Below are 16,225 nucleotides of genomic sequence, written 5' to 3' on the forward strand. Positions count from 1 at the left end.
TGCCCGTGGAACGGGGCGGTAGTCTTCCTTCATCTCGACGACGCTTCAGGCGTCGGCGAGCTGAAACCGATAACCCACCCCATACAACGATTCAATTGGATGCTCCCCCGGGCAGGCCTGTTCGAGCTTGCGCCGCAGATTGCGGATATGGCTGTCGACCGTGCGGTCGGTGACCACCCGGTGATCGGAGTAGATCCGGTCGAGCAACTGATCTCGGGAAAACACCCGTCCCGGCGAGCGGGCGAGGGTGCCGAGCAGGCGCAATTCCAGCGGTGTCAGGTCCAGCGTTATGCCGTCGAGGGAGGCCAGGTACTGTTCTTCGTCAATCTGTAGGCGCGGTGGTGCGGACGTCAAAAGCAGAGGGCTACGCCGCAAAATGGCTTTGACCCTGGCCACCACTTCACGAGGGCTGAAGGGTTTGCAGATGTAGTCGTCGGCGCCCAGGTCTAACCCGAGCAGGCGATCCACTTCCTCGACGCGGGCGGTGATCATGATGATCGGTACGGCACTGAAACTGCGCAGTTCCTTGCACACTTGCAGGCCATCGCGCCCAGGCAGCATCAGGTCGAGCAGGATCAGCCGCGGCTCGCGGGCACGAACCGCCGGCACCACCTCCAGCCCGTTGTCCAGGCACTGGGTCGCATACCCGGCGGCAATCAGGTAATCACGCATCAACGCGGCCAGTTTGGGCTCGTCTTCGACGATCAGGATCGGGTTGTCGTTGACCATGGTTCAGGCATTCCGTGGCAGGCGCAGGGTCAGCCAAAGGCCACCCAAAGGGGAATGATCGGCACTGAGGCTACCGCCGTGAGCCAGGGCGATGCTGTGACAGATCGCCAGCCCCAGACCGGCGCCGCCGCTGGCGCGGTTGCGTGAGGTTTCGCCGCGGTAGAAACGCTCGAACAGCCGCGGTAACTGATCCGCGTCGACCCCGGGGCCGGAATCAAGGAAATCGATGCGTACGTCGTCGCCATCGCTGGCCGCACAAATACGCAGCACGCCGCCTTCATCGGTATAGCGCACGGCGTTTTCCAGCAGATTGCCGAACAGTTGCTGCAAGCGCTTGGGGTCGGCTTCCACCCTCAGTGGTGGTGTCGGCAGCTCCAGCTCCAAGCGCAAGTGCCGGGCATTGCAGCGTTCCTGGAACATCGCTGCGCAACTGTCCAGCAACTCGTTGAGATCGCATTCGCTCTTGCGGTAGGTCAGCGCGCCCACATCGGCCAGGGACAGTTCATACAGGTCATCCACCAGTTTACTGAGCATGCCGACTTCGCCTTGCAGCGATTTCATCGACGACTGATCGAGAGTGCGCACACCATCCTCGATGGCCTCCAGCTCTCCGCGCAATACCGACAGTGGAGTGCGCAGTTCATGGGACACATCGGCCATGAACTCCCGGCGCATTTTTTCGTTGCGCTCCAGCGTATATGCAAGTTGATTGAAGTCGCGGGCCAACTGACCGACTTCGTCATTGGAGGACACCGCCACCCGGTTGCTGTACTCGCCTGCGGCCAATCGATGCGTGGCGGCGGCTACCCGCTTGACCGGGTCAAGCAGAGTGCGAGCGATCCACCAGGCGATCAGTATCGCCAGCAGCAACGAGAACACACCCATGGCCAGGCTGGTGCGCAACAGGTACAGACGAAAACGTTCGCCGCCGGCTTCGGTCACGTTCTGGAACGGCGTCACCGCCAGCCAGCCGACGGTTTTACCGGCGACCTCGATCGGGCGCATCAGGGCGTCGTCGGCAATCGCCGAGTAGCCCATCACCAGCTGCTTTTGCGGGTCCAACAGGGCGATGCGAAACACCGCGCCGGTCAGGTCGGACGTGGTCAGGGGCGGCTGCTGCGGGCCGGTGAAGTCTACGCCGGGCTCCGGCCGCATGAGCTCGAACCAGCGATCCGGCTGGTTGCGCAGAAACTCCCAACTGCCTTCGCGCTCATAGGCGCTGGCCAGGCGCGGCAGCACCGGGGTCATGCGCAACAGAGCCTGTTCGTTGAGGTAGTCGAGAAAGCCTTTGCCGAAGCTCCAGCCGTTGGCCAGCCCCATGCTCAGGATGACAAACAGCACACTGGCCAGTACCGCAATAAACAGCTTGGTGGAGATACTCAGTTTCATGGGCTCGGGCAGGTCAGTGAATGGCCCGCCCATTTAGGCCCTGGCGCGGCGAAGATTCAAGGGCGGCAGGCAATCTTCAATTTTCCTGCACATTTGCCTCGCAGTATGGCGTCTGGCTTCAGCCATCCCGTCTTGCAGAGGCATTTATGTCGACCAAAATTCTCGCCAAATCCCTGGTAACCGCCGCGGTTTTACTGTCCTTGATTATTCTGGTGGTGTTGAGCGGTTGCTCCCCCGGCGCATCTGCGCCCGTGATTGAACCGGCCAAGGTGTCAGTGATCACGGTGCAACCCAAAAGCCAGGCGCTGACCACGGAGCTGGCCGGGCGCACTCAGGCGTTCATGATCGCCGAGATTCGCCCGCAGGTCGGCGGTATCGTCCAGCAACGGCTGTTTGTCGAAGGCGCCGAGGTCAAGGCCGGGCAGGCGCTGTATCAGTTGGACGCGTCCTCATACAAGGCTGCATTGGCTGAAGCACAGGCGACCCTGGCCAAGGCTCGCGCCACGTTGAAATCGGCCCAGGCCACGGCCAAGCGTGATGCCCAGTTGGCGAAGATCGATGCCATCAGCCAGCAGGACAACGAGGATGCCCAGGCCAGTCTGCTGACCGCCGAGGCTGAACTGCAAGTGGCCCAGGCCGGCGTGGATACCGCGCGTATCAACCTGGCCTATACCCGCATCAGCTCGCCCGTCAGCGGGCGCATCGAAACCTCGACGGTCACCCCCGGCGCACTGGTGGTGGCCAATCAGGACAGCGCACTGACCACGGTGCAGCAACTGGACCCGATCTACGTGGATATCACGCAATCGACCACCGAGCTGTTGCGCCTCAAGCGCGACCTCGCCAGCGGTGTACTGCAAAGCAACGGCGAGGGCGAAGCGCGGATCAGTCTCAAGCTCGACGACGGCAGCACTTACGGCCATGAGGGACGCTTGAAATTCAGCGGGGTCAGCGTCAATGAGGGCACCGGCACCGTGACCCTGCGGGCGGAAATCGCCAACCCGGAGCGGCTGTTGCTGCCGGGCATGTATGTGCGGGCGGTGCTGGAACAGGCCCGGGACGATCAAGCGATCCTGATTCCGCAGCAAGCCGTGACCCGCAGCGCCAGTGGCGTGACGTCGGTGTTGCTGGTGGTCAATGGCAAGGTCGAACAGCGTGTGCTGACTATCGATCGCGCCGTGGGCAACCAATGGTGGGTCACCTCCGGCCTGACGGCGGGTGACCAGGTGATTGTCGAGGGCGGGCAGAAAGTGCGGGTCGGCGCCCCGGTGCTGGCGCAAAACACCGGCACTCGTAGCCGCACGCGGCAATCGGCGCCGACTGCCATTGCGCAGGAGGGTTGAGCATGGCGCGGTTCTTTATCGATCGACCGATTTTTGCCTGGGTCATCGCCATTGTCATCATGCTCGCCGGCGCCTTGTCGATCAGCCAACTGCCGCTGGAACAGTATCCGGACATCGCGCCACCAACGGTACGGATCTCCGCCACCTACACCGGCGCCTCGGCCAAGACCGTGGAAAACTCGGTGACGCAGGTCATCGAACAGCAGATGAAAGGGTTGGATAACCTGACCTACATGTCGGCCTCCAGCAGTTCGGCGGGCAGCGCCAGCATCAGCCTGACCTTTGCCGCCGGCACTAACCCGGATGTGGCGCAGATGCAGGTGCAGAACAAACTGCAACAGGCCGAATCACGACTGCCGCAATCGGTGCAGAGCGAAGGCCTGACCGTGACCAAGGGCGGTTCGGACTTTCTGATGATTGCCGCCCTGGCCTCCGACAACCCAAGCGTCACCGGCACCCAGATCGGCGACTACATTTCCAGCACCTTGCTCGACCAGATCAGTCGTATCGATGGCGTCGGCGACGTGCAGACCCTCGGTTCGGGCTATGCCATGCGCATCTGGCTGGACCCGGCCCTGCTGGAAAAGTATGCGTTGATGCCCTCGGACATCAGCAGCGCCCTGGAAGCACAGAACACCGAAGTGTCCGCCGGCCAGCTCGGTGCCTTGCCGGCGGTGGCCGGGCAACAGTTGAACGCTACTATCAGCGCCCGCAGCAAGTTGCAAACCGCCGAAGAATTTCGCAACGTCGTGGTCAAGTCCACCAGCAATGGCGCGGTGGTGCTGCTGGGGGATGTGGCGCGGGTCGAACTGGGCAGCGAAAGCTACGACGTGAGTTCTGCCCTCAACGGCAAACCCGCTGCCGCCATGGGTGTGCAGCTCGCCGCCGGGGCCAATGCCTTGAGCGTGGGTGAGGCCGTGAAGGCCAAACTCAAGGAACTGGAGCCGTTCTACCCGGCGGAAATGCAGCTCAAGAACGTGATCGCTTACGACACGACCCCCTTTGTCAGCCTGTCCATCGAAGAGGTGGTCAAGTCTCTGGGCGAGGCGATCGTGCTGGTGGTGCTGATCATGTTCCTGTTCCTGCAGAATCTGCGGGCCACATTGATCCCGGCGATCACCGTGCCGGTGGTATTGCTGGGCACCTTTGGCGTGCTCGCGCTGTTCGGCTATTCAATCAATACCCTGACCATGTTCGCCATGGTCCTGGCTATCGGATTGCTGGTGGACGATGCCATCGTGGTGGTGGAAAACGTCGAGCGAGTGATGGGTGAGAAGGGGCTTTCGGCGCTGGCGGCGACTCGCCAGTCCATGACGGAAATCACCAGTGCGCTGATCGGCATCGCTCTGGTGCTCAGTGCCGTGTTTATTCCCATGGCGTTTTTTGGTGGCTCTACCGGGATTATCTATCGGCAGTTTTCGGTGACCATCGTCTCGGCCATGCTCCTGTCGGTGTTGGTGGCGATGACCCTGACGCCGGCCTTGTGTGCGACCTTGCTCAAGCCGTCCGATGCCCAGGGCCATGGTGCGCAAAGCGGCTTCTTCGGCTGGTTCAACCGCAGCTTTGAACGTAGCGCCGAGCGCTATCGACAGTTGGTGGGCGGCATTCTGCAGCGTGGGCGTCGGAGCCTGCTGGTGTATGGGGTGATTTTGCTGGCGATGGGCGCTGGTTATGCCAGCCTGCCGACTTCGTTCTTGCCGGACGAAGACCAAGGCATCCTCATGGCGCAGATCCAGTTGCCGGTGGGGGCCACCGATAGCCGCACTCAGGCCGTGATGAAGCAGTTCGAGAGCTACATGCTCGAACAATCGGAAGTCGAGGCGCTGATCAGCATCAGCGGCCTGGGCATGGGTGGCAACAGCCAGAATACCGGCCGGGCTTTCATCAAACTCAAGGACTGGAACGAGCGATCGGGGAAAGGCCAGGACGCAGCCTCTATTGCCCAGCGCGCGACCCTGGCGTTGGCGAATATTAGCGATGCCAGCGTGTTTGTCATGCAGCCACCGGCCGTGCGCGGTCTGGGGCAAAGTTCGGGTTTCGACCTGCAACTCAAAGACCTTGGCGGTTTGGGGCATGACGCCCTGGTCGCGGCGCGGGAGCAGTTCATCGAACTGGCCAAAAAAGACCCGCGCCTGCTGGGGGTTCGCAGCAATGGCCTGGACGACACACCGCAGCTCAAAGTCAGCATCGATGATCGCAAGGCCGGCGCCTTGAGCCTGAGCACCAGCGACATCAACAGCACCTTGTCCACGGCGCTGGGCGGCACTTACGTCAACGACTTCCTCAACCAGGGCCGGGTGAAGAAGGTCTACGTGCAGGGTGAGGCGTCGGCGCGGATGCAGGCGGCCGACCTGGAGCACTGGTTCGTGCGCAACAGCAAAGGCGAGATGGTGCCGTTTTCCTCGTTCGCCAGCAGCGCGTGGAGCTATGGCTCGCCGTTGCTGGAGCGCTACAACGGCAATGCCTCGCTGGAGGTGGTCGGCGATCCGGCACCGGGGGTGAGTTCCGGGGTTGCGATGGATGCGGTGGAAGCGATCATCAAACAACTGCCCGAAGGCATCGGCTACGAGTGGACCGGACAGTCATATCAACTGCGCTTGTCCGGCTCCCAGGCGCCGCTGTTGTACGGGATTTCGGTGCTGTTTGTGTTCCTCTGCCTGGCGGCGTTGTACGAGAGTTGGTCGGTGCCGTTCTCGGTGATGCTGGTGGTGCCGTTGGGGGTGGTCGGCGCGGTGCTGGCGACCCGCTTCAGTGGTTTGAGCAACGATGTGTACTTCCAGGTTGGGCTGTTGACCACGGTGGGACTGGCGGCGAAGAACGCGATTCTGATCGTCGAGTTTGCCAAGCACCTGCAAGAGCAGGGCAACAGCCTGCGGGACGCGACTCTGACCGCCGTGCGCCAACGCCTGCGACCGATCTTGATGACGTCTTTGGCCTTCATGTTCGGCGTGCTGCCACTGGCGTTGAGTTCCGGCGCCGGTTCTGCCGGGCGCCAGGCCATCGGCACTGGCGTGCTGGGGGGCATGTTCAGCGCCACCGTGCTGGGGATCTTCTTTGTGCCGCTGTTCTTCGTGCTGATCCGTCGCCGTTTCGGTCGTGGATCCCCCGCAACAACCGCCAACCCAACCGCCCAGAAAGGTGATGCATGATCAAGTTTCATTGGCCCTTGTTGGCTGCTCTGGCGTTACTCAGTGGTTGTGTCAATCTGGCGCCGCAGTATCAGCGCCCCGAAGCGCCGGTTGCCGGGCAATGGTTGCCGTCGACCAGCGCGCCTTCAGGCGATGTGGCGGCGGATATTCACTGGCAGCAATTTTTTACCGACAGTCGTCTGGCGCGCTTGCAGACCCTGGCCCTGACCAACAACCGTGATTTGCGTCTGGCCAGCCTGAACATCGAAAAGGCCCAGGCTCAATATCGCATTCAACGGGCGTCGGCGTTTCCCACCATCGATGCCGGCGTCAGCGGCACACATAGCCGCACGTCCAGCAGCGGCACGGCGAGCACCAGTCATGAGTACAGTGCGCAACTGGGGCTGAGCAGTTATGAACTGGATGTGTTCGGGCGAGTACAGAACCTTCAGGACGAATCGCTGGAGGACTATCTGGCACTGACCGAAACCCGGCGTAGCACCCAGATCAGCCTGGTGGCTGAAGTGGCCACGGCCTGGCTGACCCTGGCGGCGGACAACGAGCGTTTGCAACTGGCCCAGGAAACCCTGCGCAGCCAACAGGCAACCTACGAACTGACTCAACGCAGCCATGCCTTGGGTGGCTCTTCCGGCTTGGCCCTGGCCCAGGCGCAAACCACTGTGGAGTCGGCCCGAGGCGATGTGGCGGTCTACGCCAGTCAGATTCTCCAGGACCGCAATGCCTTGCGCTTGCTGGTCGGCAGCGATATCCCCGATGAATTGCTGCCCGGCGCGAGCCTGCAATCGGTCGCGCTGCTGGTGCAGGTGCCGGACGAGTTACCGTCCAGTCTGTTGCAACGGCGCCCGGATGTGCTGGCCGCCGAACACACCCTCAAGTCGGCCAACATCGACATTGGCGCGGCTCGGGCGGCGTTCTTTCCGAGCATCAGCCTGACTGCCAATGCCGGTTCTGCGAGTTCGGCGTTGTCCGGTCTGTTCAAGTCCGGCAGCGGCGCCTGGACCTTCGCCCCGAGCGTCAGCCTGCCGATCTTCGATGCCGGCAGCAACCGCGCGACGCTGGATGCGGCCAAGGTCGAGCGTGAAATTCAGGTGCAGACCTACCAGCAAACCTTACAGACTGCCTTCAAGGAAGTGGCCGATGCGCTGGCGGTGCGCAGCACCCTGGACCAACGCCTGACGGCGCAGCAAGCCTTGACCGACGCCAGCCGTAAAAGCTTTGAACTGGCCGACGCGCTCTATCGAGGTGGCTCGCAAAGCTACCTCGAAGCGCTGGACGCCCAGCGTTCGTTGTACAGCGCCCAACAGGACCTGATCACCCTGCGTCTGGCCGAGCAGAGTAATCGGGTGACGTTGTACAAGGTGATGGGGGGCGGCTGGAATTAATGTTCGCGATAGTGGTCTGGCAGGCGACATGGATGTCGGCGGTGATGGCCTCATCGCGGGCAAGCCCGCTCCCACAGGGGTTGTGTGTCGAGCCGAATATTCGGGGCAGTGCAGTTCAAAAATGTGGGAGCGAGCCTGCTCGCGATGAGGCCCGCAACCCTCTGGATCAGTGCCCGCCCACCACCAGATGGCTGAACGGCGCCACATACGCCTGCAACGTCACCAGCCCGCCGACCAGAATCGCCAGCACCACGGAGTGGAAAAACACGTAGCGCAGGATTTCCCCTTCATGGCCGTACCAACGGGTGGCGGTGGACGCGACCACAATCGACTGGGCGTCGACCATCTTGCCCATGACCCCGCCGGAACTGTTGGCGGCGGCCATCAGCACCGGGCTCAGGCCCAGTTGCTCGGAGGTTACCCGTTGCAAGCCGCCGAACAGCACGTTGGAGGCCGTGTCCGAGCCCGTCAGGGCCACGCCGAGCCAGCCGAGCAGGGTGCCGAACATCGGGTAGAAAATGCCCGTTGCGGCGAAGGCCAAACCCATGGTGGCGTCGAGGCCCGAGTAGCGGGTCAGAAAGCCCAGGGCGAGCATCGCCACAATGGTGATGAGCGAATAGCGCACCACCCACAGCGTTCGCACGTAATGGTTCAGCAGTTGCGGGATGGAATAGCCCATCAGCAGCCCGCCGAGAATCGCCGCAAGCAAGATGCCGCTACCGGTGCTGGTGAACCAGGTGAATTTGTAGATCGCGTCCTCGGTTTTCGGCGCGGGCACCACGGGCGGGACCTTCTCGATCTGTTGGTGAATTGTGGTGAAGGTCACGATTGGCGCAAAGATCGGGTTGGCCTCGAGCATCGGTTTGCCCTGAGGATCAAGCTTGGCCGAGTGGGTTTGCGGATCCATCGCCGGGCGGGTATCGAACAGGTTTTTGAAGCTCTGAGTGCCCCAGGCAAAAACGAACACCGTGAGGATGATCCATGGCATCCATGCGCGCATTACGGCAGGTTTTGCATCGCTGGCAAAGGTCGCGCTGGCGACGGGTTTTTCGTCATGCTCCTGGGCTATTTTGGAGTTGTCGACTCGCCCTGACAGGGCGGCTGAGGTATGCACCGTGGCCGGTTTCCAGACCCTGAGAAAACCGGTCAGGCAGGCCATGGAAATCAGTGCTGCGATGACGTCTACCAGCATCGGCCCGTGGTAGTTGGACACGAGGAATTGCGGTATGGCGAAGCTGACTCCGGCCACCAGAATCGCCGGCCAGATTTCCAGCATCTTGCGCCAGCCAGCGAAGGCCCAGATCAGCCAGAACGGCACGATCACGGAGAAGAATGGCAACTGCCGACCGACCATCATCGACAGCTCCATTTCATCCAGCCCGGTCACTTTGGCCAGGGTGATGACGGGCGTGCCCAGAGCACCGAACGCCACCGGCGCGGTATTGGCGATCAACGCCAGGCCAGACGCGGCCAGGGGCGAGAAACCCAACCCGATCAAAATGGCCCCGGTCACCGCCACGGGGGTGCCGAAGCCGGCGGCCCCTTCGAAGAAAGCACCGAAACAGAAGGCAATCAGCAGCAATTGCAGACGTCGATCATCGGTGATGCGCGCCAGGGAGTCTTGCAGCACTTTGAACGAGCCATTCTCGGTGGTCAGCCGATGCAGGAAAATAATGTTGAGCACGATCCAGCCAATCGGCAACAGACCGTTGGCGGCGCCGAACAGTGCGGCCGAGCCGGCCATCTTCGCGGGCATGCCGAAGGCGAAAATCGCCATCAACAAGGCCGAGCCCAGGGCCAGCAGCGCAGCCAGATGCGCCTTGATGTGGAAAAACGCCAGGGAAACCAGCATCACCACCACCGGCACCGCCGCCATGAGGGTTGATAGCACGGGGTTACCGAAGGGGTCATAGATTTGCTGCCAGACCATGTTCCACCTCTGCTTTTTATTGTCGGTAGCGCAGGTCCCCGTTGGGGGGAGGTGGCTTGAGTATAGGTGGCATTACGCTGCTGTTCTGGCGGGTACTTGCCAGCCGTTCGATGTGCTTCAGGCTTCTAGGCTCTCCCGAGGCGCGCGCTCCTTTCGACCATCGCCACGATCGTTTCGAAGAGCTCGTCCTGTGCCTGCTCCGCGGTGATTTCTCCGGTCGCGGCGGCATGGGACAGCGCCTCGGCGGCACCCAGCATCGCCCGAAGCCTCGCTGGCGCGATATCACCGGTTCCGGCGAAGGGGAGCAGGGCGTTGCGGCACTTGTCCATGAAGATCGCTTCGTACTCGCGCTTGATCTTTTCCAGCTCGGGCGAGCTCGTCAGCGCCGCGATCACGCCCGGTATCTCGCGGCCCTGAAGCAGAACGCAGTCGACATAAGACGAGGCGATGACCATTGCCTTACTGGCCAGTGTCGGTTCACTGGTTTCAAGCGCGGCATCCATGAGCGCGGTCTGACGCGCGTCGAATTCCTGATAGAGCACCGCCAGTAACCCGGGGCGGGTGGTGAAGTGGTCGTAAACCACCGGTTTTGTCACCCCCGCCTGTTCGGCGAGCCGGCCAAGCGTCAACGCGTCCGTGCCTTCCTCTCGAACGAGTTGCCAGGCGACATCCAGCAACTGGCGCAGACGCTCCTCCCGCGACATCCGACGGCGCGGTTGCGGGTTGGAATCCTGCTCGGGTGTTTCGGTGCTTGACATGGCTATATACCAAAAGTAGCTTACTGGGCGTAACTTACCAAGAGTATATAAGGCTCGCCTTTCACCCTCAATCACTCATTCCGTAGCAGGAGTCTTCGTCATGCACGCACTCATCGTTGTGGCTCACCATGATCCCCGGTCGCTCACCCATAGCCTCGCGAGGTACATCGCTGAAGGTGTATCCGAGGCAGATTCCGACCACTCTTTCGAACTCGCGGACCTCTGGGCGCAAGGGTTCGATCCGCGATTCGGCGCGGCCGATCTCGCCGTCCATCACCGCGAAGCACTGCCGCCCGCCGATGTGGCCGCCGAGCAGGCGCGAATCGATCGCGCCGATGCGTTGGTGCTGGTTTATCCGGTTTATTGGTGGTCGATGCCAGCGTTGCTCAAAGGCTGGATCGACCGTGTGTTCGCCAATGGCTGGGCGTTCGATTTCACGGCGGATGCCAAGTTAGAGAAGAAGCTTCGCCACCTGCGGGTTCATCTGGTGGGTGTTGGCGGTGCCGACGCAGGAACCTATGCGCGCCACGGTTATGCCGACGCCATGAAGACGCAGATCGACCATGGGATCTTCGACTATTGCGGTGCTTGCGTGGTGACGTCCGAGTTGCTGCTCGAGTCGGAAATCCAGGACCCGACGGTTCATCTGGAGGCTGCGCGTGCGATCGGTCGTGAGCTTTTCGCTGCCTCCGGGCGCCGCGACGTGGGCCAGGATGTTCAGCGTTGCCGAGCGGTCGGCGCCGAGGCTTTTTGACAGGCAAAAAAAGAGCCTCAAAGCTCTTTGATGGGGAGGAAGTAGAGCCGAGAGGCTCAAGATGCGCATGAAACAAGGGGTGGGCTTATTGGGGTTCAGTTCACCCACCACTTACGCAACGGCTTTAAACCTCCAACCGCTGCGTATCATTATCGTAGGAAGCCGCGGGTTCGGGCTCAAGTACCATTAGTCTGCTGAGTCTGGCCGGCCTGCCTGGTGTTGAATCACCATTTTGATTTTCAACTACCCCTGTCTGAACACCAACGCCTTCAACCCGCACTCAACATCGGCGTCGGGAAATTCCGGTGGGTTTTCCAACCGCTGCTCAAACCGCAGGCTCGGCGCTTCGCGGGTGACGCCATCGATGAGGAAGTCCGCGCCGAAAGCCGGGTCGTTCATGCAGGCCAAAACCGTACCCTGAGGGCGGAGCAACTCTGGCAGACGGCGCAGCACACGCTGATAGTCCTTGCTCAGCAGAAAACTGCCTTTCTGAAAGGACGGTGGGTCGATGATCACCAGATCGTAAGGGCCGCTATTGATCACTTTGCCCCAGGACTTGAACAGGTCGTGGCCAAGAAAACTGACTTTGCTCAAGTCATGGCCATTGAGCCGATGATTGTCGCGGCCACGGCTCAGGGCCGCGCGGGACATGTCCAGGTTGACCACATGCGCTGCGCCTCCGGCAATGGCGGCCACCGAAAACCCACAGGTATAGGCGAACAGGTTCAACACCCGCTTGCCATCCGAATTGGCCCGCACCCAATCGCGGCCGTAGCGCATGTCGAGAAACAGGCCGGTGTTCTGTTTGCGGCCCAGGTCCACGCGATACTGCAAACCGCCCTCGGTGATCGTCATTTCCTCGATCGGCTCCCCGAGCAGCCATTCGGTGGTGCTCTCCTGCAGATAGCGATGTTGCAGGAGCAAGGTATGCGCACCGGAGGTTTTCCACGCAGGCGACTGTGTGATCGCCATCAGTCGCTGCTTCAAATCGTCCAGTTGCGACGCTTGCGGCTCCTTGAACACGCAGACCAGCACCACGCCCTGGAGCCAGTCGACGGTCAATTGCTCCAGCCCCGGCCAGCAGCGGCCACGGCCGTGGAACAGCCGACGGGTTTCTGCGGGTGCTGCCGCAAGCGCTGTGAGCAAATGGTCGTGGAGGATGGAGAGGGCGTCTGGATTCATCGGGCAGGGTCGGTCATGTGGAAAGGGCGGCATTTTAACCACAATTATGCGCGGACAAACGGTCGGGTTTACCGGCCTGGACGGAGAATGTCCTGGATAGGTGTATCAAAAATGAATTTTCCCTGAAGTCCGCTGTTCATACCTGTAGGTGGCGGATTTGAGCCTGCGAAACTATTTGCGCAATCAGGGAGTGGCACAGTCATGAGTCCAGTATCAACGGCGGGCGCGCACTTGTCTGACGGATTGATTCTTGTGGTTGAGGACGACCCGTTGATCCTGGAGTTTCTTTGCGAAATTCTTCAGGAGGAAGGCTTTGCGGTTGAACCACAAATCAGCGCGGACGCTGCATCGCAGTTTCTGGAACAGCACGCCCCGCAGGTGGGGTTATTGCTCACGGACATCACCATGCCGGGCAAACTCAATGGCGCGGACCTGGCCAATCAGTTTGGCGACCGTTGGCCAGACAAACCGATCATGATCATGTCCGGCTTCGAAACGCCGAAAAGCTCCGGGGTCAAGCATCCGGTTTCGTTCATCAAGAAACCCTGGGCGGTGGGGCAGTTGCTCGATTGTGTGCAACGCGCCTTGCAGTCGACCCGAACCCTGTAGGCGCTGGTGTACATTAGCTGACAACATTTGCCTGGCTCTTGCAAAAGGACGTCGCCCTTTGTCTGTCAAAACATCCCTGCTCAACAGGTCATACCGTGGCTTGCTGTTCGATATGGACGGCACCATCCTCAACTCCATCGCCGCCGCCGAGCGGATCTGGGCAACTTGGGCCGTGCGTCACGGCGTCGATGTCGAAACTTTCCTGCCGACCATCCATGGCGTTCGCGCCATCGACACCATCAATCGCCTGGCGTTGCCCGGGGTGGATGCCGAAGCTGAAGCGGCGTGGATCACCGAGGCCGAAATCGTTGATGTGGAGGGGATTGTCGAGGTGTCCGGCGCGGCCAATTTTCTCAAGTCGCTACCCGCCCACCAATGGGCCATCGTCACCTCTGCGCCGCGGGCGCTGGCCTTGCGCCGAATGGCCGCGGCCGGTATTCCCGAGCCTGGCGTGATGGTTACCGCCGAAGACGTCAGCACCGGCAAACCCGACCCTGCGGGCTATCGGCTGGCGGCTCGTCGACTGCAGGTGGATCCCGCCGAGTGCCTGATCTTCGAAGACGCCGACGTCGGTATTCGCGCAGGCGAAGCGGCGGGTGCCAACGTCATGGTCATCACCGCGACCCACGTTCATCTCCTTCAGACCCCGCACGCCACACTGGCCAGTTATGACCTGGTCGAGGCGCGAGTGGATCTCGACAGCCAAATCAGCCTGTACAGGCTCTAAAGTTGATGTGAGCAAATGTGGGAGCTGTGTTTATTTCAGTAAATCCCCGGAATCAATCGCCAGCTACGGGCGCAGTAAGCCTCGTATTCGCTGCCGAACTGCGTGCGTAACAGTGCTTCTTCGGAGCGAATGCGGGCGATCAGCGGAATCAGCATCAGCACCACCAGCAGCAACCCGACGCCGGAACGAAAGGCCAGCGCCCAGCCCACGCCATTGATCAGCAGCCCCAGGTAGCTGGGGTTGCGCACATTCCGATAAATTCCGTCGGTGACCAGGCGGTGCCCTGGCTGAATCGCCACTAACCCGCTGAAGCGCTTGCCCAGCACAAACACTGGCCACAGCCGCAACGCGCCGCCACCAATGAACAGCAGCGCGCCCAGCCAACGCAGGCCCTCGCCACCGAAGGTCCAGAAGTCGATCCGGTCGTTGTAGGCCGGCAGATACCCGCTCAACAACCCGAGCACCCCAAAGACCGGCAGCACCCAACGATTGGCCCGGTCTTCACGTTCGCCGGGGCTCAAGTTGACTTCGCTGAACAACGACACGATCGTCATCAACAGGGTGGCCAGCGCAATGACCACCAGCGGCGGATGCGAGAAAAAAGCCGCCAACCCGCCCAGCCCGAACACCGCGAGAGCGAGGTAGGCAAGGGTGGTGACGAGCGCGGAAAACGCGAGTTTGGCTGAGATTTTCATGACTGATCTCGCAAAAAGGGCCTATTACCAGTGTAGGGGGGCAGCCCGTTATGAGAGCGGCAGTCGTCCGGCAGGGTGAACTAAGCTTGGATAAAGATGAGCCTGCCCGTTCACTTCCGGCCCGTTGAAAGATCTCAACGCGCCGGTGCTGCCACAAGGAGCACACGATGCTTCACATCAGAACGCCCCTGATTCTGCACCCGGGTCTGTCAACTCCGACTCGGCGAATCTGGCTCAAGCTGGAAAACCTGCAACCCAGCGGCTCGTTCAAACTGCGCGGCATGGGCCTTTTGTGCAGTCAGGCGGCGGCGCAGGGCAAGCGCAAAGTCGTCTGTCCATCCGGTGGCAATGCCGGTTTGGCCACGGCGGTGGCCGCCGCCAGTCTTGGGCTGAAAGCCTGCATCGTGGTGCCGAACACCACCCCGGAAACCACCCGCGCCCGGATCAGGAACACCGGGGCCGAGGTGATCGTTCACGGTAAGGTCTGGGACGAGGCCAATCAACGGGCGAAAGAACTCGCACAGGGTGCGGACACCGAGTACGTCCCGGCTTTCGATCACCCGGTGTTGTGGGAAGGGCACAGCACGATGGTCGATGAAATCCTTGAGGATTGTCCTCAGGTCGATGTGTTGGTGACATCGGTGGGGGGCGGCGGTTTGCTGGCGGGCCTGCTCACCGGGTTGATCCGTCATCAGCGTATGGACTGCCGGATTGTGGCGTGCGAAACCCAGGGCGCGGCGTCTTTCGCGGCTGCTATCGCTGCCGGGCACCCGGTCAGACTGCCGCGCATCGATACCGTCGCCACCTCACTCGGCGCCGCCCAAGTGGCGGCCTGGCCGGTGCAGCACATCCTCGATTTTGCCCACGAATGCGTGGTGCTCAGCGATGATGAGGCGATCATGGGCGTGGTTCGTTACGCCAACGACCTGCGCCAGTTGGTCGAACCGGCGTGCGGTGTTTCATTGGCGGTGGCGTACCTTGACCATCCAGCGATTGCCGAGGCCCATGACGTGGTGGTTGTGGTGTGCGGCGGTGTCAGCATCAGCGCGCAGCTGGTCGCCGGCTGGGCACGCCTGTCCGCTGAGGTGGAGAAAAACAGTGCCGAAGCAAGGTAGGGCTGGCTAGCCCTACCGCTTGCGTTGGAGATTTCATTTACCGGCTGGAACACCTTCCTGAACGAGGATCGCTCTGGCCAGATCTTCATCGCTGGCCTTCAGGTCGGGATGAGTTTGGCGAATGTCCTTCAATACCGACTCCAGGTAAACGCCACGGATCGTGCCGCCGCTGGCGACAAAACTGGAGGCGTCATCCCGGGCGGGAATGACCAATTTATGATCCTTGAACGTCGAGTACAGCGATGCGGAGACCCCGGCTGAGGTGGCGACATCTTTTGCATCCACACCGGCCATAGCCGAACCAACGGGCAAACAAAGCACTAGCGAAGAGATGAGAAACAGACGGCGCATGACGGCGTCCTCCAAAGCGTGAAGCGTAAAGGAAGTAACACATAATTTAGGATGCCTGGCGGTGGTCAGGAGTTCCCCTGTCGATGCGAGATATGCATCGGAGACTGTTCAA

General features: G+C 61.4%; 14 protein-coding genes. 7 read left to right on the forward strand and 7 right to left on the reverse strand.

What is annotated here, in order from left to right; all coding sequences use genetic code 11:
- Positions 1 to 45 precede the first annotated feature (45 nt).
- Together J3D54_RS22105 and baeS are read right to left on the reverse strand one after the other, a co-directional pair.
- Positions 46 to 729, reverse strand: coding sequence for a response regulator (locus J3D54_RS22105; RefSeq protein WP_253422625.1), 684 nt, complete (start codon positions 727 to 729; stop codon positions 46 to 48).
- 3 nt (positions 730 to 732) lie between these two features.
- A complete protein-coding gene (baeS, locus tag J3D54_RS22110; RefSeq protein WP_253422627.1) occupies positions 733 to 2,151 on the reverse strand; it encodes a sensor histidine kinase efflux regulator BaeS in 1,419 nt (472 codons plus the stop codon).
- A gap of 113 nt (positions 2,152 to 2,264) precedes the next feature.
- On the opposite strand from baeS, the gene J3D54_RS22115 reads away from it, so the two are divergent.
- Genes J3D54_RS22115 through J3D54_RS22125 form a run of 3 tightly spaced genes read left to right on the forward strand, consistent with a single transcriptional unit; the run spans position 2,265 to position 7,992 of the window.
- Positions 2,265 to 3,461, forward strand: a complete 1,197-nt coding sequence (locus J3D54_RS22115; protein ID WP_253422629.1) for an efflux RND transporter periplasmic adaptor subunit — start codon at positions 2,265 to 2,267, stop codon at positions 3,459 to 3,461.
- 2 nt (positions 3,462 to 3,463) lie between these two features.
- Positions 3,464 to 6,610, forward strand: a complete 3,147-nt coding sequence (locus J3D54_RS22120; protein ID WP_253422631.1) for an efflux RND transporter permease subunit — start codon at positions 3,464 to 3,466, stop codon at positions 6,608 to 6,610.
- Positions 6,607 to 7,992 (forward strand): efflux transporter outer membrane subunit, encoded by a 1,386-nt coding sequence (locus J3D54_RS22125; RefSeq protein WP_253422632.1) that lies wholly within the window; start codon positions 6,607 to 6,609, stop codon positions 7,990 to 7,992. The genes J3D54_RS22120 and J3D54_RS22125 overlap by 4 nt, the downstream gene beginning before the upstream one ends.
- A 166-nt stretch (positions 7,993 to 8,158) precedes the next feature.
- On the opposite strand, the gene J3D54_RS22130 is transcribed toward J3D54_RS22125, so the two are convergent.
- Both J3D54_RS22130 and J3D54_RS22135 read right to left on the reverse strand, forming a co-directional pair.
- Positions 8,159 to 9,922: an L-lactate permease gene (locus J3D54_RS22130; protein WP_253422634.1), complete on the reverse strand. Its 1,764-nt coding sequence runs from the start codon at positions 9,920 to 9,922 to the stop codon at positions 8,159 to 8,161.
- A 125-nt stretch (positions 9,923 to 10,047) separates the two neighbouring features.
- Entirely contained in the window at positions 10,048 to 10,680 is a 633-nt protein-coding gene (locus J3D54_RS22135; protein WP_253422636.1) for a TetR/AcrR family transcriptional regulator, read from the reverse strand.
- 100 nt (positions 10,681 to 10,780) lie between these two features.
- Here J3D54_RS22135 and J3D54_RS22140 point away from each other — a divergent pair, with 100 nt between their 5' ends.
- Positions 10,781 to 11,434 carry an NAD(P)H-dependent oxidoreductase gene (locus J3D54_RS22140; RefSeq protein ID WP_253422637.1) on the forward strand — a complete coding sequence of 218 codons (654 nt, stop codon included), beginning with the start codon at positions 10,781 to 10,783 and terminating at the stop codon, positions 11,432 to 11,434.
- 243 nt (positions 11,435 to 11,677) lie between these two features.
- Here the strand turns inward: J3D54_RS22140 and J3D54_RS22145 are convergent, their stop codons facing one another.
- Positions 11,678 to 12,616, reverse strand: a complete 939-nt coding sequence (locus tag J3D54_RS22145) for a class I SAM-dependent methyltransferase (RefSeq protein WP_253422638.1) — start codon at positions 12,614 to 12,616, stop codon at positions 11,678 to 11,680.
- A gap of 201 nt (positions 12,617 to 12,817) precedes the next feature.
- Between J3D54_RS22145 and J3D54_RS22150 the strand changes: the two genes are divergently transcribed.
- Together J3D54_RS22150 and J3D54_RS22155 are read left to right on the forward strand one after the other, a co-directional pair.
- Positions 12,818 to 13,225: a response regulator gene (locus tag J3D54_RS22150; protein ID WP_253422639.1), complete on the forward strand. Its 408-nt coding sequence runs from the start codon at positions 12,818 to 12,820 to the stop codon at positions 13,223 to 13,225.
- 58 nt (positions 13,226 to 13,283) lie between these two features.
- A complete protein-coding gene (locus J3D54_RS22155; protein WP_253422640.1) occupies positions 13,284 to 13,952 on the forward strand; it encodes an HAD-IA family hydrolase in 669 nt (222 codons plus the stop codon).
- Positions 13,953 to 13,987: 35 nt separating this feature from the next.
- Here the strand turns inward: J3D54_RS22155 and J3D54_RS22160 are convergent, their stop codons facing one another.
- Complete coding sequence (locus tag J3D54_RS22160) at positions 13,988 to 14,647, reverse strand: isoprenylcysteine carboxylmethyltransferase family protein (protein WP_253422641.1); 660 nt, start codon at positions 14,645 to 14,647, stop codon at positions 13,988 to 13,990.
- 167 nt (positions 14,648 to 14,814) lie between these two features.
- Between J3D54_RS22160 and J3D54_RS22165 the strand changes: the two genes are divergently transcribed.
- Positions 14,815 to 15,762 carry a pyridoxal-phosphate dependent enzyme gene (locus J3D54_RS22165; RefSeq protein ID WP_253422642.1) on the forward strand — a complete coding sequence of 316 codons (948 nt, stop codon included), beginning with the start codon at positions 14,815 to 14,817 and terminating at the stop codon, positions 15,760 to 15,762.
- 33 nt (positions 15,763 to 15,795) lie between these two features.
- On the opposite strand, the gene J3D54_RS22170 is transcribed toward J3D54_RS22165, so the two are convergent.
- Positions 15,796 to 16,113 (reverse strand): DUF2388 domain-containing protein, encoded by a 318-nt coding sequence (locus J3D54_RS22170; protein WP_253422644.1) that lies wholly within the window; start codon positions 16,111 to 16,113, stop codon positions 15,796 to 15,798.
- Positions 16,114 to 16,225 lie beyond the last annotated feature (112 nt).

This window comes from Pseudomonas sp. GGS8 (assembly GCF_024168645.1).
Taxonomy (GTDB): domain Bacteria; phylum Pseudomonadota; class Gammaproteobacteria; order Pseudomonadales; family Pseudomonadaceae; genus Aquipseudomonas.

Bases quoted from the DNA above. Each gene is read 5' to 3' on its own strand.
- J3D54_RS22105 (WP_253422625.1), bottom strand. From the start codon at position 729: ATGGTCAACGACAACCCGATCCTGATCGTCGAAGACGAGCCCAAACTG.
- baeS (WP_253422627.1), bottom strand. From the start codon at position 2,151: ATGGGCGGGCCATTCACTGACCTGCCCGAGCCCATGAAACTGAGTATC.
- J3D54_RS22115 (WP_253422629.1), top strand. From the start codon at position 2,265: ATGTCGACCAAAATTCTCGCCAAATCCCTGGTAACCGCCGCGGTTTTA.
- J3D54_RS22120 (WP_253422631.1), top strand. From the start codon at position 3,464: ATGGCGCGGTTCTTTATCGATCGACCGATTTTTGCCTGGGTCATCGCC.
- J3D54_RS22125 (WP_253422632.1), top strand. From the start codon at position 6,607: ATGATCAAGTTTCATTGGCCCTTGTTGGCTGCTCTGGCGTTACTCAGT.
- J3D54_RS22130 (WP_253422634.1), bottom strand. From the start codon at position 9,922: ATGGTCTGGCAGCAAATCTATGACCCCTTCGGTAACCCCGTGCTATCA.
- J3D54_RS22135 (WP_253422636.1), bottom strand. From the start codon at position 10,680: ATGTCAAGCACCGAAACACCCGAGCAGGATTCCAACCCGCAACCGCGC.
- J3D54_RS22140 (WP_253422637.1), top strand. From the start codon at position 10,781: ATGCACGCACTCATCGTTGTGGCTCACCATGATCCCCGGTCGCTCACC.
- J3D54_RS22145 (WP_253422638.1), bottom strand. From the start codon at position 12,616: ATGAATCCAGACGCCCTCTCCATCCTCCACGACCATTTGCTCACAGCG.
- J3D54_RS22150 (WP_253422639.1), top strand. From the start codon at position 12,818: ATGAGTCCAGTATCAACGGCGGGCGCGCACTTGTCTGACGGATTGATT.
- J3D54_RS22160 (WP_253422641.1), bottom strand. From the start codon at position 14,647: ATGAAAATCTCAGCCAAACTCGCGTTTTCCGCGCTCGTCACCACCCTT.
- J3D54_RS22165 (WP_253422642.1), top strand. From the start codon at position 14,815: ATGCTTCACATCAGAACGCCCCTGATTCTGCACCCGGGTCTGTCAACT.
- J3D54_RS22170 (WP_253422644.1), bottom strand. From the start codon at position 16,113: ATGCGCCGTCTGTTTCTCATCTCTTCGCTAGTGCTTTGTTTGCCCGTT.